Source organism: Nonomuraea sp. NPDC050022 (assembly GCF_044460705.1).
Lineage (GTDB): Bacteria > Actinomycetota > Actinomycetes > Streptosporangiales > Streptosporangiaceae > Nonomuraea.
The window spans coordinates 652,911-673,532 of the sequence record NZ_JBITKE010000006.1 but is presented as its reverse complement, the minus strand read 5'-3'; the positions used below and the strand labels follow the sequence as shown (position 1 = coordinate 673,532).

The 20,622-nt window shown below is 69.1% G+C and carries 15 protein-coding genes and 1 pseudogene; 11 read left to right on the top strand and 5 right to left on the bottom strand.

The genetic code is table 11. The annotated features are described in order from the left end of the window. Window positions 1–485: 485 nt before the first annotated feature. Both ACIBO2_RS28875 and ACIBO2_RS28870 read right to left on the bottom strand, forming a co-directional pair. A complete protein-coding gene (locus ACIBO2_RS28875; RefSeq protein ID WP_358555389.1) occupies window positions 486–1,625 on the bottom strand; it encodes an acyl-CoA dehydrogenase family protein in 1,140 nt (379 codons plus the stop codon). Between the two features lie 37 nt (window positions 1,626–1,662). Beyond that, the gene (locus tag ACIBO2_RS28870; protein ID WP_397300765.1) at window positions 1,663–5,262 is read right to left on the bottom strand and encodes an indolepyruvate ferredoxin oxidoreductase family protein; all 3,600 of its coding nucleotides are present in this window, start codon (window positions 5,260–5,262) and stop codon (window positions 1,663–1,665) included. A 95-nt stretch (window positions 5,263–5,357) separates the two neighbouring features. Here ACIBO2_RS28870 and ACIBO2_RS28865 point away from each other — a divergent pair, with 95 nt between their 5' ends. Both ACIBO2_RS28865 and ACIBO2_RS28860 read left to right on the top strand, forming a co-directional pair. Continuing rightward, window positions 5,358–5,834, top strand: coding sequence for an Lrp/AsnC family transcriptional regulator (locus tag ACIBO2_RS28865; protein WP_357952786.1), 477 nt, complete (start codon window positions 5,358–5,360; stop codon window positions 5,832–5,834). A 124-nt stretch (window positions 5,835–5,958) separates the two neighbouring features. Further along, window positions 5,959–6,303, top strand: a complete 345-nt coding sequence (locus tag ACIBO2_RS28860; protein ID WP_214643165.1) for an Lsr2 family protein — start codon at window positions 5,959–5,961, stop codon at window positions 6,301–6,303. Between the two features lie 262 nt (window positions 6,304–6,565). On the opposite strand, the gene ACIBO2_RS28855 is transcribed toward ACIBO2_RS28860, so the two are convergent. Next, window positions 6,566–7,555 (bottom strand): LacI family DNA-binding transcriptional regulator, encoded by a 990-nt coding sequence (locus ACIBO2_RS28855; RefSeq protein ID WP_358555383.1) that lies wholly within the window; start codon window positions 7,553–7,555, stop codon window positions 6,566–6,568. Window positions 7,556–7,696: 141 nt separating this feature from the next. On the opposite strand from ACIBO2_RS28855, the gene ACIBO2_RS28850 reads away from it, so the two are divergent. The 7 genes and pseudogenes from ACIBO2_RS28850 to ACIBO2_RS28820 all read left to right on the top strand — a co-directional run bounded on the left by ACIBO2_RS28850 (window position 7,697) and on the right by ACIBO2_RS28820 (window position 16,722). Continuing rightward, window positions 7,697–9,604, top strand: coding sequence for a glycoside hydrolase family 127 protein (locus ACIBO2_RS28850; RefSeq protein ID WP_397300762.1), 1,908 nt, complete (start codon window positions 7,697–7,699; stop codon window positions 9,602–9,604). 12 nt (window positions 9,605–9,616) lie between these two features. Then, window positions 9,617–10,984, top strand: a complete 1,368-nt coding sequence (locus tag ACIBO2_RS28845) for an extracellular solute-binding protein (protein WP_358555376.1) — start codon at window positions 9,617–9,619, stop codon at window positions 10,982–10,984. Continuing rightward, window positions 10,984–11,865 (top strand): sugar ABC transporter permease, encoded by an 882-nt coding sequence (locus ACIBO2_RS28840; RefSeq protein WP_358555373.1) that lies wholly within the window; start codon window positions 10,984–10,986, stop codon window positions 11,863–11,865. Before ACIBO2_RS28845 ends, ACIBO2_RS28840 begins: the two co-directional genes overlap by 1 nt. Then, window positions 11,862–12,764, top strand: coding sequence for a carbohydrate ABC transporter permease (locus tag ACIBO2_RS28835; RefSeq protein WP_358555370.1), 903 nt, complete (start codon window positions 11,862–11,864; stop codon window positions 12,762–12,764). Before ACIBO2_RS28840 ends, ACIBO2_RS28835 begins: the two co-directional genes overlap by 4 nt. A 27-nt stretch (window positions 12,765–12,791) precedes the next feature. Then, complete coding sequence (locus ACIBO2_RS28830) at window positions 12,792–14,705, top strand: Ig domain-containing protein (protein ID WP_397300757.1); 1,914 nt, start codon at window positions 12,792–12,794, stop codon at window positions 14,703–14,705. A 292-nt stretch (window positions 14,706–14,997) separates the two neighbouring features. Beyond that, window positions 14,998–15,150: pseudogene (locus ACIBO2_RS28825) on the top strand (Ig domain-containing protein); the annotation flags it as partial. Window positions 15,151–15,492: 342 nt separating this feature from the next. Beyond that, a complete protein-coding gene (locus ACIBO2_RS28820) occupies window positions 15,493–16,722 on the top strand; it encodes an RNA-guided endonuclease InsQ/TnpB family protein (protein ID WP_397300754.1) in 1,230 nt (409 codons plus the stop codon). On the opposite strand, the gene ACIBO2_RS28815 is transcribed toward ACIBO2_RS28820, so the two are convergent. Continuing rightward, window positions 16,655–17,029: a hypothetical protein gene (locus ACIBO2_RS28815; RefSeq protein WP_358555361.1), complete on the bottom strand. Its 375-nt coding sequence runs from the start codon at window positions 17,027–17,029 to the stop codon at window positions 16,655–16,657. The two genes, ACIBO2_RS28820 and ACIBO2_RS28815, sit on opposite strands and share 68 nt — an antisense overlap. 25 nt (window positions 17,030–17,054) lie before the next feature. Next, window positions 17,055–18,443, bottom strand: coding sequence for a glycoside hydrolase family 43 protein (locus ACIBO2_RS28810; RefSeq protein WP_397300750.1), 1,389 nt, complete (start codon window positions 18,441–18,443; stop codon window positions 17,055–17,057). A gap of 215 nt (window positions 18,444–18,658) precedes the next feature. Here ACIBO2_RS28810 and ACIBO2_RS28805 point away from each other — a divergent pair, with 215 nt between their 5' ends. Then, entirely contained in the window at window positions 18,659–19,846 is a 1,188-nt protein-coding gene (locus ACIBO2_RS28805; RefSeq protein ID WP_358555355.1) for a cytochrome P450, read from the top strand. 44 nt (window positions 19,847–19,890) lie between these two features. Then, entirely contained in the window at window positions 19,891–20,571 is a 681-nt protein-coding gene (locus tag ACIBO2_RS28800; protein ID WP_397300746.1) for a TetR/AcrR family transcriptional regulator, read from the top strand. Window positions 20,572–20,622 lie beyond the last annotated feature (51 nt).

Genomic DNA, 20,622 nt, shown 5'->3' with positions numbered 1-20,622 from the left:
TCACGGATCTGTTGTCGATGCAGGATCCCGCGCCGACTGAGCTGCGGGAACTGGCAAACCGAGTGGGTGCCTAGAAAACACCGCTGCGGCGGGTGGCAAATCCACGAACGTCCAAGGCCTGGGATCTGGGCAGCGTCTGGCTCTACAACGCTCCTTGGAGAGCACGACCGTGGACTACACACAATCGCGAGTTCGCACCTGCTGTCTGTCTCGGGTCGGCCAAGGTCGACAAGGGCTGTGCAGGCGAAGCCTGCCCCGGGTAGGGCGTCCGAGCGCAGCGAGGCCCTTCAGGGGTCGGGGCTTTGGCCCGACTGGAATTGATGTCTGAGCCCTGAAGGCGCGAAGCGCCCACCAGCGAAGCCCGTTGTGCGCCGAAGGCGCCCCAAAAGAGCGCCCGGAGCGAAGCGGAGGCCCTTTTTGGCGGGGCGGGCATCAGACGGGCAACCACCGAATCGGGTAACGGGTGGGCGCGCGACAAGTCAGGGTCAGCGGGCCAGGTCGCGGCTGATGACCAGGCGTTGGATCTGGTTTGTGCCCTCGAAAATCTGCATAATCTTCGCCTCGCGCATATACCGCTCCACCCGAAACTCACGCGTGTACCCATACCCCCCGAACACCTGCACCGCATCCGTGGTGACCTTCATCGCGGCGTCCGTGGCCACCAGCTTCGCGACGCTGGCCTGTCGTCCGTACGGACGGCCGGCGTCGCGGCGGCGGGCGGCGTCCAGGTACGTGGCGCGGGCGCAGTCCACGGCCGCCGCCATGTCCGCGAGCAGGAACCCCAGGCCCTGGTGATCGATGATCTTGCGGCCGAACGTCTGGCGTTCCTTGGCATAGGCGACCGAGGCGTCCAGTGCGGCCTGGGCGAGGCCGGTCGCGCAGGCCGCGATGCCGAGGCGGCCGGAGTCCAGGGCGCTGAAGGCGATCGGCAGGCCCTGGCCCTCCTCGCCGAGCAGGCGGTCGGCCTCGATGACGGCGCCGTCCCAGTGCGCGCTGGTGGTGGGGATGGCATGCAGGCCCATCTTCTCCTCCGGGCGGCCGAAGGTCAGGCCGTCGGCCGCGCCGGGGGCCAGGAAGCAGGAGATGCCGCGGCTGCCCTGTCCCGTGCGGGCGAACAGGGCGTAGAAGTCGGCCTTGCCGCCGTGGGTGATCCACGCTTTGTTGCCGGTGATGCGGTAGCCGTTCTCGACCTTCTCCGCCTTGCAGGTGAGGGCGGCGGCGTCGGATCCGGCCTGGGGTTCGGACAGGCTGTAGCCGCCGACCAACCGGCCCGCCAGCATGTCGGGCAGCCAGCGTTCGCGCTGCTCGGGCGTGCCGTAGGTGGCCACGGGGAAGCAGGCCAGGGTGTGCACGCTGGTGGCCACCGCGACGGCGGCCCAGCGGGCCGCCAGTTCCTCCAGCACCTGCAGGTAGACCTCGTACGGCTGGCCGCCGCCGCCGAGCTCCTCCGGGTACGGCAGGCCGAGCAGTCCGGCGGCGCCGAGCGTGGCGAACAGGCCCTCCGGATAGGTCTCGGCGCGCTCATGCTCATCGACCCGGCTCGCCAGCTCTTTGTCGGCGATGTCCCGGGTGAGGGCGATGAGGTCCTCGGCGTCCTGGGTGGGCAGCAGGCGGTCGACGGTCACGTTCTCTCCAGAGGGCTGGGCAGCAAGCGGTCGACGGTCACGTTCTCTCCAGAGAGCGGGGTCCGGTGGGCTCGCTCAGCTGCGCGAGGGCGGTCCTGGCGCGATCGCGGAACTCCGCGACCCGCGCGAGCTTGATGTCCTCATACCCGCGAACCGCCTCCGGCAGCGCCGCGATCGCGGCCACGGCGTCGGCGGTCGCCGGGCTCAGCCGGGCGAGAGCGTCACGCATCAGGTCACGGTACTCGGTGATGATCGCCCGCTCGACGCGGCGTACTCCTGCGTACCCGAACACGTCGAACGGCGTACCCCGCAGGAACCTGGCGGCGCGCAGCACGCGGAAGACGACGTTCGCCGAGCGGCGCAGCCTGATCTTGCGTTTCATGCCCAGCGCCCGGAGCAGCGGCGGGTGCAGCAGCACCGACACGACGGCGTCAGCGCCGTACTCGCGCTCCCGTCTGGTTCGCTCGGCCGGGTCCAGGTGCAGCCGGGCGACCTCGTACTCGTCCTTGTAGGCCATGAGCTTGTGCAGCCCCTTGGCGTAGGCGAGGGCGATCGGCGCGGCGGCCTCCTCCCCCGCGCGGTCGGCGGCGAGCGCGGCCACGCGGCGCACGTCCTCGGCGTACCGCGTGGCGTAGGCCGCGTCGCGGTAGCCGGTCAGGTCGGCGATCCGCGTGGCCAGGGCCTGATCGAACGTCTCGGCCTGCGGAGCGGGAGTCTCCACGGCCGCCAGCACCGCCTGGCGGTCGGCGACGGCGGCCCGGCCCCAGCGGAACGCCGCGAGGTTCTGCTCGGCCGCGGCCCCGTTGAGCCGGATGGCCCGTTCGACGGCCTCGGCGGACACCGGCAGGCAGCCGTGCTGGTACGCGGCACCGACGAGCAGCATGTTGGCGGGCATGTGGTCGCCGAACAGCGCCTCGGCGAGCCCGTGGGCGTCGAGGTAGAGGTTGTCGGCGCTCCGGGTGGCCGACTCGACGCGGGTGATCGCGTCGGCGGGCGAGTCCGGTACGGTGACGCGGCCGGTCACCATGGCGGCGGTCGGCACGACGGCGCTGCTGACCACGGCGACGGTACGGTCCGGCGCGGCGACCGCCAGGTTCGTGTCGGCCGCCGCGCCGAGCAGGTCGAAGCCGATCAGTACGTCGGCGGTGCCGCGCGACGCCTTCGGGGAGCCGGCGATCGGGTGCGGGGAGATGCGGACGTCGCTGACCACCGGGCCGCCCTTCTGCGCCAGCCCGGTCTGTTCGAGGCCGGCCGCGTGCAGGCCGTCGAGGTGGGCCGCCATCTGCAGGATCTGCGAGACCGTCACGACGCCCGTGCCGCCGATGCCGGGCATCCGCAGCAACACCTCACGATCGGGGAAGCGAACGACCGGCTCGGTGAGTTCCACCGGAAGCTCCAGAACCGGCCGTGCACCGAGTGCTTGGATCGGCCGTGGTCCACGATCCGCCGAAAGCTCCGGGACCGGCCGTGGTCCACGATCCACCGGAAGCTCCGGGGCTGGCCGTGCCTTGCCCGGCTTGACCAGCAGGAATGACGGGCAGTCACCCTTGAGGCAGCTCAGGTCGGAGTTGCAGGACGGCTGGTGGATCCGGGTCTTGCGGCCGTACACGGTCTCCACGGGCTGCACCGACAGGCAGGTCGACACCTCGCCGCAGTCGCCGCAGCCCTCGCAGACCCGCTCGTTGACCACGACCTTCTCCACCGGTACGGGCAGTTTGCCGCGCTTGCGCAGGCGGCGTTCGTCGGCCGCGCACCGGTCGTCGTGGATGAGCACGCTCACCCCGTCGAGCTCGGCCAGCTCCTTCTCGGCCGCCGCCAGCCCGTCGCGGTGCCGTACGGTGGCGATCGGCGCGAGCCGGACACCCCGGTAGGTCTCCGGTTCGGGGGTGGTGATCACGATCCGGCGGACCCCCTCGGCGGCCAGCGACCGCGTCAGCGCGGGCACGTCGAGGCGGCCCTCCGCGCGCTGGCCGCCGGTCATGGCGACCGCGTCGTTGTAGAGCAGCTTGTACGTGATCCGCACCCCGGCCGCGACGGCGGCCCGGACGGCCAGCGAGCCGGAGTGGTGGAAGGTGCCGTCGCCGAGGTTCTGCACGAAGTGCCGGTCGTCGGTGAAGGGGGCCAGGCCGATCCACTGGGCGCCCTCGCCGCCCATCTGGGTGAGGCCGACCTGGTTGCCGCGGCCGGCGCCGTCCAGGGCGATCATGGCGTGGCAGCCGATGCCGACGCCGACCAGCGTGCTGTCCGACGTACGGGTGGAGGTGTTGTGCGGGCAGCCCGAGCAGAAGTACGGCGTGCGCGCGGCGACCAGCGGCAGCAGGCGGCGCGGCTGCGGCTTCCGGGCGGGAGCCAGGTGGACGGTGGTCCGTGGCAGCGTGTCGGCGAAGGTGGCCAGCGCCTTGGCCACGTCCTCCGCGCCGAGCGTGCCGCGGGGGGTGAGCAGCTCGCGCCCGACGACAGCGGGGGTGCTGCGGGCGGCGACGGGGGTGCTGGGGGCGGGGTCGCGGTCGGCGGGGGTGCGGGCGACGTCGTACAGCGCCTGCTTCAGCTGCCCCTCCAGGAACGGCACCTTGTCCTCCACCACGAGCACCCGGTCGAGGTCCGCGGTCATGGCGGCCAGGTCGGCGGGCGCCAGCGGGTACGGCATGCCGAGCCGGATCAGCCGCAGCCCCAGGTCCTCGATCGCGGTCTCGTCCAGCCCGAGGTCGGCCAGTGCCCGGCGTACCACCGCGAAGGACGCGCCGGAGGCGACGATGCCCAGGCGGGCGTGCGACGAGCCGGCCACCACCCGGTTCAGGCCGTGCGCGCGGGCGTAGTCGCGGGCCAGGTCGAGCCGCCGGGTCAGCATGTCGTGCTCGGCGTCCAGCGCGGCCGGGCCGACCAGGGCGGCCGGGGTGGGGCGGCTCGGGTGGTCCGGGGCGGGGATGCCGTCACGCAGCGAGCCGAGGTCGACGGTGGCCGACGCGTCCGCCAGGTCGGCGACGATCTTCAGGCCGGTCCACAGGCCGCTGGCGCGCGAGAGGGCGACCGCGTGCAGCCCGAACTCGATGATCTCCGCCACCGAGCCCGGCGCGAGCAGCGGCACGCACAGGCTCTGGCACATCGGCTCGCAGGTGCTGGGCACGGTCGAGGACTTGCTACCGGGGTCGTCGCCGATCCAGGCCACCGCGCCGCCGAGCGCGGCGGTGCCGGCCAGGTTGCCGTGCCGGATTGCGTCGGCGGCGCGGTCGAGGCCGGGGCTCTTGCCGTACCAGAAGCCGGTCACGCCGTCGTGGCGCCGGCCGGGCAGGCGCTCCAGGAGCTGGGTTCCCGCCACGGCGGTGGCGGCCAGTTCCTCGTTGAGCGCCGGACGGACGACGACGCCCGCGGGGTCGAGCAGCCGGGCGGCCCGGCCCATCTCCAGGTCGACGCCGGCCAGCGGCGAGCCCGGGTAGCCGGAGACGAACACGCGCGTGTCGAGCCCGCGGTCCTGGTCCAGGCGGCGCTGTTCGAGCGTCAGCCGGACGAGGGCCTGCAGGCCCGACATGAGCACGCGACCGTCCGCGGCCGTGTACTTGTCGTCGAGGGTGACGCTCATGCGGGCCTCCCTGGGGTTCGTGGAGACCCCAGCACAGCAACGCGGGCGGGCATCGCGCAAGTATCGACCAAGAAGACACGACAAAGACGCAAAACCTTTGCGACCTCGGCCTCTTTCGCTATGGTTCTTTCCATCAAAAACCGAGGAGTGGCCACGTGCCTGAAATAGATGACATTGATCATCGGGTGTTGCGCCTGCTGCGCGAGGACGGGCGCCGCACCTTCTCCGACATGGCGGGCACGATCGGCCTTTCCGTGGCCGCGGTCAAGCGCCGGGTGGACCGGCTCAAAGAGCTCGGCGTCATCACCGGTTTCAGCGTGCAGATCGACTACGCCAAGCTCGGATGGGGCATCGAGGCGTTCACCGAACTGCGTTACGCGGGCACGACACCGGTGAGCGAGATCGTCCGCACGGCGACCGACGTGGCGGAGGTTCAGGCCGTTTTCACCATCGCCGGCGACCCCGACGCGCTGATCCACGTACGGGTCCGCGACCTCGGTCATCTCCAGCAGGTCATCGATCACCTGCGCCGTGCCGGGAACGTCACGGGCACCAAAACGCTGTTGGTGCTGGGCTCGTGGACCCGCGACGCACTGACGCCGCGACCGCCCCGGATAGCGGGAATGAAATAGCTCGCTATGCAATTAGGCGAGCTTTCTTTGTCCTGGCTATCCACCGCCCCAGGGGTGCGCCGGACAACGGCACCATACGCTACAGTACTCATTGTCTTCTCGCCTCTGAATTCGGAGCACCAGCATGGCCAAGCAAATTCAAGAGATCTTCCTTGACGACCTCGACGGATCCGCCTTGTCGTCCGAGAACACAATCCGGTTCGGCCTCGACGGCTTTGCCTACGAGATCGACCTGTCGGATAAGAACGAGGAGAAGTTGCGCAAAGCCCTTGCCCCGTTCCTGGTCAAGGCGCGTCAGGTCCGCAAGGAGCGCGGTGGTAAGGTCCGTCGCGGAGTCGGCTCGGCACGCTCGGTCAGCCGCGACAAGTCCACCGAAATTCGCCAGTGGGCGAAGCAGGCGGGACTACCCGTGAGCGAGCGCGGACGTATCGCCGCGACCATCGTGGAGCAGTACGAGGCGGCTCACTGAGATTGCCGCTCCGGCAATCACCACGGCGATAATGACCGGCACCTCCTGAATTCGAAATGCGCCCGCCCATCGGCCTTTGGCCGCCGCGACGGCGGGTGCGCGGCGGGAGGATGGCGATCAGAGTCGGCCGGCTGCCTTTATGGCCGTACGGCCCGCCGGTCCAGGCGAGGGGACCGGTGGCGCGGCCGCCAGCCGACGTTGCCCAGACACTCCAGATTCGCTCCGAATGTCCGAGTGCCCCGACCGCTTGACCAAAGGCCCCTCAGGCGCGGGTCGACTCCCGCAGCACCAGGCTGCACGGCATCCGCCGTACCCCGCCCTGGTGCGGCACGCCGCCGATCACGTCCAGCAGGTGCGTGGCGGCCGCCCGCCCGATCTCACCGAGGTTCATGTCGACCGTGGTGAGCGGCGGCCGTGAGCCGAGCGCCATCGGCGCCCAGTTGTCGAAGCCCACGAGCGCCACGTCGTCGGGAATGCGCCGGCCACGATCCCTGAGCGTCTCGGCGACCCCCCTGGCGATCTGGTCGCTGCCGCAGAACACCGCGTCCACGTCCGGCTGGGTGCGGAGCAGGATGTCGGCGCCCTGCCGCCCCCACTCCTCCGACCACTCCCCGAACAGCGTCTCGCCCGCCGCCGTCGCCCCCGCCTCCGCCAGGGCGTCGGCGAACCCCGCCGCGCGCGTCCGCGCGGCCAGGAAGCGCTGCGGCCCGGTGATGTGGCCGATCCGCCGCCGCCCGGTGGCCAGCAGATGCCGTACGGCCAGGAGGCTCCCGCCCAGGTCGTCGGGGATCACCGAGAAGTCGGCAGGCTCGGTCGACTGGGTCATGGCGTAGACGACCGGGACGGGCAGGCCGGTGCCGATGCTCGGCCGGGGCTCGGTACGCCGGCCGGTGACGATGATGCCCTCCACCCGCCTGGCCAGGAGGCGCTCGACGTAGTGCTGCTCCCTGATCGGGTCGTCGCGCGTGTCGCACATGAACACCGAGATCTGACCGGCGCCCAGCGCGTCCTCGGCGCCGAGCATGACCGGGATGCTGAAGCGCCCGAAGCTGTCGCACGTCACCAGGCCGACGGTGAAGGTACGGCCGTGCAGCAGGCCCCGGGCGAGCGTGTTCGGCCGGAACTCCAGACGCTCGGCGGCGGCGATCACCCGCGCCCTGGTCTCCTCGCGCAGCCGGCCCTGGCCGTTGAGCGCCTTGGACGCCGTGCCGATCGACACTCCGGCGGCCGCGGCGACCTCACGGATGGTCACTGCGCGCTGGGAAAATTCAGACAACCGGTTTCCCTCCCTCGACATCCTGGTCACGGTCCAACTACCCAGAGGGTTGACCAGTGATGTGTAACACCTTACTGTTCGCCAAGGAAAGCCTATTCCCCATGTGCGAGGAGTTCGATGGACCAGGCCTGCGGCCCTGCCGTACCGACCGCAGCATCCAAGGCCGTGCAGCGGCCGCTGGGCATCCACGACGTCGTGATCACCGGTGGTCCGTTCGGGCGGTGGCAGAGCGTCAACCGCGCGGCGAGCATCCCGCTCGGGCTGGAGCAGATGGAAGAGGCGGGCAGCCTGCCCAACCTGCGGCTGGCCGGAGCCGGAGAAGCGGGCGAGGGCGAGTTCCGCGGCTACCGCTTCCAGGACTCCGACCTGTACAAGCAGCTCGAGGCCGTCGCCTGGGAACACGCCAGGCGCCCGTCTGCGGAGTATCCGCAGTTCGTGGAGCAGGCGGCCGAGGTGCTCAAGCGCGCCCAGCGGCCCGACGGCTACCTCAACTCCCACTACCAGGTCGTCAAGCCGGACAAGATCTACGCCGAGCTCGAGTACAGCCACGAGATGTACTGCGCGGGCCACCTGTTCCAAGCGGCCGTCGCCGCCACCCGCGCGGGCACCGGCAAGGAACTGCTGGAGGTCGCCCGGAAGTTCGCCGACCACCTGGCGGAGGTCTTCCTGCGCGGCGGCAACGACGGCATCGACGGGCACGCCGAGGTCGAAACGGCACTGGTGGAGCTCTACCGGGTCACCGGCGAGCGCTCCTACCTGGACCTGGCCGCGAAGCTGATCGACAACAGGGGCAAGGGGCTCATCCGCGACAGCGGGCTCGGCATCCTGTACGCCCAGGACCACCTGCCGGTCAGGGAGGCCGACACGGCGGTCGGCCACGCGGTGCGCCAGCTGTACCTGGAGGCGGGCATCGTCGACGTCTACCTGGAGACCGGCGACGAGTCGCTGCTGGAGTGCTCGATCCGGCGCTGGGAGGACCTGGTCGCCACCAAGACCCACCTGACCGGGGGCATGGGCAGCCGCCACTCCGACGAGGCGTTCGGCGACCGCTGGGAGCTGCCGCCGGACCGCGCCTACAACGAGAGCTGCGCGGCCATCGCCAGCATCCACTGGAACTGGCGGCTGCTCCTGGCCACCGGCCACGGCCGCTATGCCGACCTGATCGAGCGCACGCTCTACAACGCCTTCGCCGCCTCGACGTCGGCGGACGGCATCCGTTTCTTCTATGTCAACCCGCTCCAGCGCAGGGACGACCACGTCGAAGGAGCCTACGCCGGTCGGCGGCGCGAGTGGTTCGCCTGCGCCTGCTGCCCGCCGAACATCATGCGGCTCGTCTCCTCCCTCGGCGGCCACGTCGCGACGTCCGCCGAGAACACCCTGCTCGTCCACCAGTACATGCCGGGGACCATCACCGACGGCGAGCTCACGCTGGCCGTCGCCACCGACTACCCCTGGGACGGCCGCGTCACGTTCACCGTGGAGCGCGCGCCCGGCACCCCGTGGTCGCTGGCGCTGCGGGTGCCCGCGTGGAGCGCCTCCACCACGGTGACGGTCGACGGCGAGTCGGCGGCGGCCGTGCCCGACGAGCGCGGCTACGTCGTGCTGACCCGCGAGTGGCGGGCGGGCGACACCGTCGAGCTGGAGCTGGACATGGCGCCCCGGCTCGTCCACCCGCACCGCCGCGTCGACGCCGTCAGGGGATGCGTCGCCGTCGAGCGCGGACCGCTCGTCTACTGCTTCGAGCAGGCCGACCAGGCCGAAGGCGTGGACCTTCCGGACCTGGCGCTGCCCGCGGGCGCCGAACTGCGCGTCCTGGACAAGGACGACCTCGACGGCGTCGGGCGCACCGTCCTGATCGAGGCCGACGCCCAAGTCGTTTGCCAGCCGGTGGGCGGCCTGCCGTACACCACCACACCCCCCGGGGAGCTCTCGACCGGCTCCCGCGTGACCGCCACGGCGATCCCCTACTACCAGTGGGACAACCGCGACGGCCGCGGGATGCGGGTCTGGATCCCCCTCGCGTAAAGGAATCACCCCATGAATAGACGTGACCTCTTCAAGATCGGCGGTCTCGCGGCGCTCGGCGCGGCGGCGTCCGCGTGTGGGAGCGGCGGCGGCGGATCGGCCGGCGCCAAACAACTGCAGTTCATGTACTGGGGCTCCACCTTCGAGCAGAAGGCCGTGGAGAAGATGCTCAGGCAGTTCGAGCAGAAGAAGCCGGGCGTGAAGGTCAAGGCGCTGTTCACCCCCGACGAGTACGACGTCAAGCTCAACACCCTGGTGGCCAGCGGCCGGGTGCCGGACGTCGGCTACGTGCCGATGGCCATGTCCTTCCGCTTGGCCGAGCAGGGCAAGTTGGTCGACCTGTTCCCCTACTTGAAGAAGTATCCGCAGCTGGCCGGCTATCTGCCCGATGCCTACCTCTGGTACGGCCAGGACAAGTTGCACGGCGTGGCCACGGCCAACGAGGTCGAGCTGCTCTGGTACAGCAAGCAGGCCATCGCCGATGCCGGTATCGCTCCCCCACCGGCCGACGCCGCCTCCGCCTGGACGTGGGACCAGATGGTGCAAAACGCCTACAAACTCACCATCGACCAGAACGGCAAGCATCCCGACGAGTCGGGCTTCGACCCCAAACAGATCAAGCAGTTCGGCATCTCCAGCAGCATCACCTACGGCGCGGCCTGGTACGGCTTCCTGCGCGGCAACGGCGGCGACTTCGCCGACGAGGCCGGCAAGCGTTGCCTGCTCGACTCGCCCGAGGCGATCAAGGTGTTCCAGAACCTCCAGGACCTCATCTACAAGCACCGGGTCATGCCCGGCCCAGGCCAGCTCGCCGCCACCGGCGACGACGTGCCCGGCACGAACATCCTGCTCAAGACCAAGCGCGTGGCCATGGTGGTCGACGGCCACTGGTCACTGCTCGACATGAACGAGAGCAAGACCGACTTCGGCCTCGGTGTGCTGCCCAAATACGCGGAGCCGTTCACCGCCACCCAGGTGGCGGGCGCGTCGGCGGTGTTCGCCGGGACCAAGCATGTAGAGGAGGCCGTCGAGCTGTTCGCCTTCCACAACGACCCGCGCTACGTCGACCTGTACAAGCAGGGCCTGTGGATGCCGCAGGAGAAGAAGTACTACGAGGACCAGGCGTCCATCGACTCCTGGATCAAGAACGACCAGCACCCGCCGGAGTTCAGGACCGCGGTCGTCGACTTCGCGCGCGACCACGGCGTGCCTGTGTTCGGCAACCGGGTCAAGAACATGTCCGTGATCAGCAGCGACGTGCTCGCCCCCGCCCTGCAGGAGATCGAGTCCGGCAAGCGCCCGGCGGGTGAGATCCTCAAGGCGGTCGCGCCGAAGATCACCGGGATGCTGCAGGGCTGGCAGCACACGCAGGCGCTCTGATGCGCAGGTTCGAGACGCGGTGGGGCATCCTCATGGCGTTGCCGGCCATCCTCGGGTTCGCCATCTTCACCATCGGCCCGATGGTCGCCTCGTTCTTCTTCAGCCTGACCGACTGGCAGATCGGCGGCAGCCCGTCGTTCGTCGGCCTGGACAACTACAGCAGGATGGTCAACGACGAGCTGTTCTGGAAGTCGCTGAGCGCCACGACGTACTACACGCTCGGCGCGGTGCCGCTCACGCTGATCGTCAGCTTCGCGGTCGCCATGCTGCTCAACCAGAAGGCGCGCGGCCTGTCGCTCTGGCGGACGATCTTCTACCTGCCGACGCTGGTCCCGGCGATCGCCAACGTGGTGCTCTGGATCTGGATCTTCAATCCGGACTTCGGGCTGCTCAACTCGCTGCTGCGCCAGGCCGGGCTGCCGACCTCCCAGTGGGTCTACAGCGAGGAGATGGCGATCCCGTCGCTGATCATCATGAGCACCTGGGGCTTCGGCAACACCATGGTGATCTTCCTGGCCGGACTGCAGGGCGTGCCGCGCCACCTGTACGAGGCGGTGTCGATCGACGGGGGCGGCCCGTTGCGCCGCTTCTGGCATGTGACGCTGCCGATGATGACACCCACCATCTTCTACAACCTGGTGGTGGGCGTGGTCGGCACCTTCCAGGTGTTCAACCAGGCGTACGTGATGACCGAGGGCGGGCCCAACCACGCCACGCTCTTCTACGTCTACTACCTCTTCCGCAAGGCCTTCACCGAGAGCGAGATGGGCTACGCCAGCGCGCTCGCCTGGGTGCTTTTCATGATCATCATGGTGGTGACGTTCCTGATGTTCCGCAACGCCCGCCGCTGGGTCTACTACGAGATGGCAGGTGCCCGATGACCACGCTGGCGGCGCGGGAGAGGACCCGCGCGAAGGGCGTGGCGCCGACCCAGGGCCTGCGGCGGCCGCGCAGGTACGGCAGGGCGCTGCTGTACGTGGCGCTGGCCGCGGGCGCGATCCCGACGCTGCTGCCGTTCGTCTGGCTGGTGCGCAGCGCGCTGATGACCGACAGCCAGATGTTCGTCGCGCCGCCGGAGTGGATCCCGCGCCCGTTCCAGTGGTCGAACTTCGGCGAGGCACTCACCGCCCAGCCGTTCGGCCTCTACCTTCTCAACACGGTGATCATCGCGGTGATCTGCGTGCTCGGCACGGTGTTCACCTGCTCGGTGGCCGCCTTCAGCTTCTCCCGGCTGCGGTGGAAGGGGCGCAACATCGTCTTCGCGCTGCTGCTGACCGGCGTCATGCTGCCGTACGCGGTGACGATCATCCCGACGTTCGTCATGTGGCAGGAGCTGGGCGCGCTGAACACCTTCGTCCCGCTCACCGTGCCCGCCTGGTTCGCCGGGGCGGGCGGCGGGGTGTTCAACGTGTTCCTGCTGCGGCAGTTCTTCCTGACGATCCCCTTCGAGCTCGACGAGGCCGCCTACATCGACGGGGCCTCGCCGTGGCGGGTGTACTGGACGATCGTCATGCCGCTGTCCAAGCCGGCCATCATCGTGGTCACCATCTTCACCTTCATCGGCACCTGGAACGACTTCCTCGGCCCGCTGCTCTACCTGCAGGACGAGGAGAAGTACACGCTCTCGCTCGGGCTGGCCTCGTTCCAGAGCGTCTTCATCACGCAGTGGGGCTACCTGATGGCGGCCTCGGCGGCCGTCATCGTGCCCATCGTGGCCCTGTTCTTCTTCCTCCAGCGCTACTTCATCGAGGGAGTCACGCTCACCGGCATCAAGAACTGAGTTTTACGAACAGAAAGGTGTCAGATCATGAAGCGATTAACCGTCGCGCTCCTGCTGCTGAGCTCCTTGTTCGTCGGAGTGCAGCCCGCCCACGCCCTGTCGGCGGCCCAGGTCATCGACATGTTCGGCAGAACCGTCAACACCTACGGCGTCAAGCTGGTCGACTGGGAGGGGTACCTGGCCAACCCGTATATCCAGCTGACCGTTAAACCCCCGCAGGACGCCCAGTTCCCCGTCACGATCGACCTCAAGGCCGAGGGCACCTCCCGGCTGATGATGGACCTGCCCAGCCAGCTGACCGCGACGGGCGCCACCAAGACGCTGACGTTCGCGAACGCGTCGGAGCAGAAGACGTTCAAGCTGGAGATCGCCTCCAAGCGCGGCGCGGGCCAGGACGAGATGCACACGCTGCGGCTGGCGATCAGGGACGGCAGCGGCGCGACGTTCCAGCAGTCGATGCCGATCAGGGTCCAGCAGGACGAGAAGACCGCCCTGCAGCCGACGATCCCGATCAACTTCGACTACCGCTATGACACGGTCACCGGTTACTTCGCCAACCCGGCCTTCAGGACCGCCGCCGAGGAGGCTGTCAAGGACTGGTTCAGGTTCTTCGACGTGACGCCCTTCGACACGGTGGCGGCCGGGGCGGAGAACAACCACCTGCCGGGCAACGACTGGCAGAACGAGATCACGGTCACCAACAACGCCGCCTACAACGGCATGTACGTCTTCTTCCGGGGCATCCAGTCGCCCTACTCGACCGGCTACCCCGCCGCCAACGGCAAGTACTTCACCAGGAACGGCGCACAGGTTGCGGGCCCCCTCCACCGCTCCACCGCGATGATCTTCGAGTATGACGAGGCGAACAAGCAGCTGTTCACCTCCCTGGCCGACGAGGACTGGTACAAGACGGACATCGCCGGCTCGGTGCTCGACGTGGAGGGCCTGGTCATGCACGAGTACGGCCACGCCGTGGCCTTCCACAGCGACTGGGCCGGGATGCGCTCCTACGTGAGCGGCGGCGGCAACGACCCGGACGTCGTCGACTACATGGGCTACGCCGTGCCGCTCGACAGCAGCTACCACATCCCCGGCGACCAGCGTAACTGGGACCGGCTGAGCGGGCAGAGCGGCGGTTGGACGCACTACTTCCCGACCCGCAGGTGGATGCTCACCAAGCTCGCCCTGCTGGTGGCCGAGAACGCGGGCTGGAAGCTGAACCGCAACCTGACCCCGTTCCTCAAGCCCTCCATCACCACCACCTCCCTGCCGCAGGCCACGCCCGGCCAGAGCTACCAGCAGACGCTCGCCGCCAAGGGCGGGGTCCCGTTCTACGACTGGCAGGTGACCAGCGGCTCGTTGCCCGCCGGGCTCAGCCTCGACCGCTTCACCGGCGCGATCAGCGGCACGCCCACCACGGCCGGGACCTCGACCTTCACCGTGCAGCTGCGTGACTACGACAGCAGGAGCACGCCGGTGACCAAGTCGTTCCAGCTCCAGGTCGGCGGCGGCGGTCCCACGCCCGTCAACCTGGCCACGAGCGCGACGCCATCCGCGTCGTACACCTCGCCCTGGGAGAGCATCGCGGCGATCAATGACGGCATCGACCCGCCGAGCTCCAACGACACCGTCAACCGGCGCTGGGGCACCTGGCCCAACACCGGCGCGCAGTGGGCCGAGCTGACCTGGCCGGCCGCGCAGACGATCCGGTCGGCGGACGTGTACTTCTTCGACGACAACGACGGCGTGCGCCTGCCTGCCTCCTGGAAGCTCCAGTACTGGAACGGCACCGCGTACGTCGACATCCCGGGCACCTACCCGACCGCGCTCAACGCCTACAACCACGTGACGTTCACCGGTGTGAACACCACCAAGCTCAGGGTCGCGCTCCAGAGCGGCCAAGCCTCCGTCGGACTGCTGGACGTGAAGGCATTCGCTTGATGAGAAAGAACGCTTAGCGAAAAGAACGTTTGGTGAAAAGAACGTTGGTGAAAAGAACGCCGTTGTTACCGTCCTGGCCGGGCTCGTGGGCGCGCTCTCCATGCCCACCCCCGGCCTGGCGGCCCGCCGAGCGGCCCCGGCCCTGGACGTGTTCGACGCTGACACAAGCTTACGCTGCTGATCGTGGAGAACGCCGGCTGGAAGCTGAACAGGGAGCTGACCCCGTTCCTCAAGCCCTCGATCGAGACCGCCTCGGTCAAGGCCGACAAGGCGGGCGCCGCCTACGACCAGCGGCTCCAGGTCAGGGGGCGTGCCCTTCTACGACTGGCAGGTCACCGGCGGCGCGCTGCCCGAGGGGCTGACGCTCGACCGATTCACCGGCGCGATCACTGGCACGCCCGTGAAGGCGGGCACGTCGGCCTTCACCGTCCAGCTCAGGGACTAATACGAAAAGCTGAGCACGCCGGTAACCCGTAGTACTCGCTCACCGTCAACACCTGAGAAGCGCCATCAGCGCCCGTGGAGGGCGGCGGCGCCGGTGGCCGCCGCCCTCCACGGTCCTACAGCCCGTAGCGGCTCCTCAAGTGCCGCCACCAGTCGCGGAACATCCACGGTCGATCTCGATGATCGAAGTGGCGCTGCCGCTTTCATCTGAATGGTGGAGCGGAGACTCGGTCTTTCAGGGTCGGGAGGAAGCGACATCCCTCTTTCGAAAACAGCATGGAAAGGCTCGATCACGTTCGGTAATATGTGCGGTGGGTGAGGACGGGGTGACAGGAGGTGCGCGATGGCGATCCGCCGCTCCACCACCAAACGCCACGGCCTGCCCACGATCGTGCAACTGCGGCTCACACCCGCCCCGGCTCAGGCCGACGCGCTGGCCGCGGCAGTGCAAGTGTGCAATCAGGCGGCCACCGTCGTCTCCCGCCTGGCCTGGCACCACCGCACGTTCGCGGTGGTGGAGCTGCATCGGCTGGCCTACTACGAGGTGCGGGCGCAACTGGCCGGGCTGGGGGCGCAGGCGGCCGTACGCTCGATCGCCCGAGTCGCTGGCGCCTACGCCAACCGGCGCGCCACCAAGAAACGCGCCCACATCTTCCGCCCACACGGCGCCGTCCCCTACGACGCCCGGCTGATGAGCTTCAACCGGGACGCCCGGACCGTGTCGCTGTGGACCCCCACCGGCCGCGTCACCATCCCCTACACCGGCCGCCCAGAAGACCTCAAAGCCATCGACACGCTGCCGCTCGGCGAGGCAGACCTGATCTACCGGCGCGGCGTGTGGCTGCTGCAGGTCGCCCTCACCCTGCCCCAACCGGCGGTGCGCGAGCCGGTCGGCGGCTTCGTCGGAGTGGATCAGGGGGTGGCGAACCTGGCGGTCACCTCCGATCGGGTGGTGCTGCCCGGCCCGGCCCTGCCGGGGCCGATCGGCGGCAACGGCCACGTCCGCACCCTGCGGGAGCGGCGGCATCGCCAACGCCGTCGGTTGCAGAAGAAGGGCACGTCGGCGGCGCGGCGGGTGCTGCGCCGTCTGTCCGGTCGTGAGCACCGGATGATGACCGACCTCAACCACCAAATCAGTAAGTTTGTGGTGCGTGAAGCCGAACGCACCGGCCGCGGTGTCGCCCTGGAGGATCTTCAGGGCATCCGCGATCGGGTAAGGGCTCATCGGTTCCAGCGGCGCACCCTGCACGGCTGGGCGTTCGCCCAGCAGATCGCCTTCACCCGCTACAAGGCCGCCCGCGCCGGAGTCGCCTTCCTGCTGGTCGACCCCGCGTATACGTCGCAGGCCTGTCCGGACTGCGGGCATATCAGCAGGGCGAACAGGCCGGCGCGGGGCCGGTTCGTCTGCACCAGGTGTGGCCTCGCTGGGCACGCCGACCACATCGCAGCCCGCAACATCGCCACACGCGGCAGCGCGGGCTGGGCTGCTGTCAACCAGCCACACGCTACCGGCCTCCCTTCACCCAGACGGGACCGCGAGAGCAAACCACCAGCTTCAACCGGCGGTAGTTGACCAGGAAGCAGCACACCCCCGTGGGAGTCCAGTTGTAGAAGTCATCCAGATCGAACGAATGGCCCATCTCGTGCAGCAGGATGTGCATGTTGTCGGTGTTGAGGTTGCCCATGTAGTACTCACTGCCGACGCGCTGGCCCGAGTCGCTGGCCGCGCCGCTGCCGAAGCCGGCCGTCAGCCACAGCGACATACCGTGGAGATGGGACGCGCCGCCGGGGCAGTTCGGGCTTTGAGGGGCACAGTGGCGTACTGGCAGGGGTCGACCGGCCATCACGTCCATCCACTTCTGGAGAAGAAGCAGTTTCATTGCACCTCCAGTGCTGGTGAGAGGGTCACGCCTGCGTGGTCCACTCCAGGACGCCGGTCGAGAAGCCGATCTTCGAGGTGACGCTCAGCCGGAGCCTGGTCGTCGAGACCGCCGTGAACGTCGTGGTGTTGAAGGTGTTGGCCGCCGTTCCGCAGGCCGACTGTCCGGGCACGTCCACGTACGCGCTGCCGTTCCAGTACTGGACCTTGCACGAGGCGGGCAGGTCGATGCCCTGGTCATCGTCGAACCAGTAGACGCCGACCCGGTTGACGGTCTGCGCGGACGGCCACTGGTACTCCAGCCACTCGGTGCCCTGGTGGCTCCAGTTGCCGTAGGCGCCGTGGCTGTGGTCGGCCGAGTTGGCCGGGGTGAAGCCGTCGTTGACCGCGCCGAGGGTCTCCCACGGCGAGACGTAGGAGGTGGAGGCCGTCGCGCTGAGCGCCAGGTTGTTCGGGTTGGCGGGACCCGTCGTCTGCACGACCTTCTGCATGGTGCCGTCGGCGTTCCAATAGAGCTTGTCGAGCGTCACCGAGCGTCGGAAGTCGCCGCCTCCCGGGCTGCCCGCGTTGTGGTAGACCATGTACCACTGGCCCTTGAACTCGATGATCGCCGGGTGGTTGGTCGTCGAGGAGACCTGGTCGAGCACCACTCCCCTATGCGTCCACGGTCCCAGCGGATTGCTCGCGGTGGCGTAGCGGATGCACGCGTAACCGGGCGCGGAACAGGCCGAGTCGTTGGCGGAGTAGGCGAGGTAGTAGGTGCCGTTGCGCTTGAACATCCAGGGGGCCTCCCAGAAGTTCGACACGCCGCTCGGGGTGACCACGCCGCCGTCGAGGTTGATCATGTCGGGCTTGAGCTTGGCGGCGCGCAGGCCGTAGTAGGAGCCCCAGTAGATGTAGGCCTGGCCGTCGTCGTCGGTGAAGACGGTCGGGTCGATGTTGAGCGGCGAGGAGCCCGGGGTGCTGTCGCTGATCAGCGGGCCGCCCTTGGCGTCGTGGAAGGGGCCGAGCGGGCTGTCGCCGACCGCCACGCCGATGTCCATCCAGCCGGCGCCGTTGCCGTTGACGGGGGCGTACCAGTAGTACTTGCCGTTGCGCGGCTCGACCTCGCCCGCCCACGCGTCGGCGCCCGCCCACGGGAAATCTGAGAGGTTCAGCTTCGCGCCCTGGTCCGTCCAGGTCGTCGCGTCGCCGGAAGTGAAGACGTGCCAGTCCCGCATGACGAAGTTCGTGCCGCCGGCGGGCGCCTCGTCGTGGCCCGTGTAGAGGTACATCGTGTCGCCGACCACCAGCGCGGCCGGATCGGCGGTATAGATGGAGGTGGTGATCGGCGCGGCGGCGGGCGCCGGGACCGCGGTGACGACGACCAACCCGGCGGCGGCCGCGGCCAGGGTCATGGTTTTCAGACGTCTCATGTCAGGGCACTCCTCGTCTAAGCTAGCGATTGCTTGGTTAGCGCTAACATTTTGGACCCCGAATCTGTGCGGTAGGCGGGGCGTCGTCGAGTGTTAGCGATACCACCAAGGTCGTCAAGACCCAATGTTTACCGGGATGGTCTTGCGGCTAATCGATAGGTTGCTATCGTTTCTTGTCAGGGTATTTCGTGACGACCGGTCATCCTGGGGGATATATGAGCGACATCTCAACGCTGCCTCTGTACATGCGGCGGACAGAGTTCAGTCCCGCCGCCGAGCTGGCGGAGGTGCGGGAGAAGGAAGGGATCACCCGCGTCACCACCTCGTTCGGCATCGACGCCTGGCTGGTGACCCGCTACGCCGACACGCGTGCGGTGCTGGGCGACGCCGAGCGGTTCAGCAACGCCCGCCAGACCATCTTCCAGCCGCCGGGCGCGACGGAGGAGGAGCTCAAGGTGCTCCGCGCCGGCAACCTGCTCTCCTTCGACCCGCCCGAGCACAGCCGGCTGCGCCGGTTCCTGACGCCGGAGTTCACCATCCGCCGGATGAAGCGGCTGGAACCGCGGATCAAGGACATCGTCGAGGAGCACCTCGACGCCATGGAGCGCGCGGGCTCACCTGTCGACCTGGTGTCGTCGTTCGCGCTGCCGATCCCGTCGCTGGTGATCTGCGAGCTGCTGGGCGTGCCGTACGCCGACCGCGCGGACTTCCAGCGCAGGACCGGCCGGCTGCTCGACGTGTCGCTGCCCATGGACGAGCGCCTCAAGCTGCAGCAGGAGTCGCGCGCGTACATGACCGAGCTGGTCGAGGGCATCCAGGCCGACCCCGGCGAGGAACTGCTGGGCATGCTCGTACGTGAGCACGGCGACGACCTGACCACGAACGAGCTGATCGGCATCGGCAACCTCCTGCTGATCGCCGGGCACGAGACCACCTCCAACATGCTCGGCCTGGGCACGCTGGCCCTGCTCCGGCAGCCGGACCAGCTGGACCTGCTCAAGAAGGAGCCCGAGCGGATCGAGGCCACCGTTGAGGAGCTGATGCGCTGGCTCAGCATTCTCCATGCCAGCATCGGCAGGGTGTGCACCACGGAGACCGAGGTGGCCGGTCAGAAGATCCAGCCCGGCGACCTGGTGATGTGCTCGCTGCCCCTCGCCAACCGCGACCCCGCCTTCATGGACGAGGCCGACGAGCTGGACATCACCCGCGGCGCGCCCGGCCACCTCGCCTTCGGCCACGGCGTGCACCACTGCCTGGGCGCGCCGCTGGCCCGGATGGAGATGCGGATCGCCTTCCAGGCCCTCTTCCAGCGCTTCCCCGGACTGCGCACCGTCGCGCCGATCGCGGACTTCCGCTCCTTCCATGTCGTGTACGGGCTGGCCTCGCTCGAGGTGGCCTGGTAACGCTGCCATGGAGTGACGGCGTGGATGCTGCTAGCGTTCGGCATGTGCCAGAGCAGCGACGTCGTGCGGACGCACTGCGTAACTCCGACAGGATCGTCAGGGCGGCGATCACCGCCCTGCACGAGTCGGGCACGGCCGTCCCGCTGGAGGAGATCGCCCGCCGCGCCGGAGTCGGCATCGCCACCGTCTACCGGCGCTTCGGCGACCGCGACGGCGTGATCCTGGCCTGCTTCGAGACCTACTTCGCCGAGGAGATCGAGCCGGTCCTCCAGGCCGCCCGCGTGGCCGCCGACCCCAGGCAGGGGCTGGCCGACGCGCTGACGGCCGTGGTCGACACGCTGTCCGGCCACCGGGCGCTCCTGTCGGCCGCGAAGGAGGCCGGGGCGTTCACGATCGGCATCGCCGAGCGGTTCATGGGACCGCTCGGCGACGTGCTGACCGCCGCGCGGGAGCGCGGGCTGGTCCGTGACGACCTGCTGGTCCGCGACCTGGCGGCGATCGTGGTGATGGCGCTGGCGACGACCGTCCACCACGGGGCCGACTCCGTCCGCCACGGGACCGACGCCGATGACGGCGCCGACCGGCGGCGCTACCTGGCGCTCCTCCTCGACGGCACCCGCCCGTCGGCCGTCCCGCTCCCCAGGCCGTCCGCCGTCGGCCTCTTCGCTCGCGAGTCGACGGACCACTGCCCCGCCAAGGGCGCCACACGCCACCACCACCGCTGACCCGAGAGCCTGGCTCTGCGGGTCAGCGCTCGCGCGGACGTTCAGCGTGGG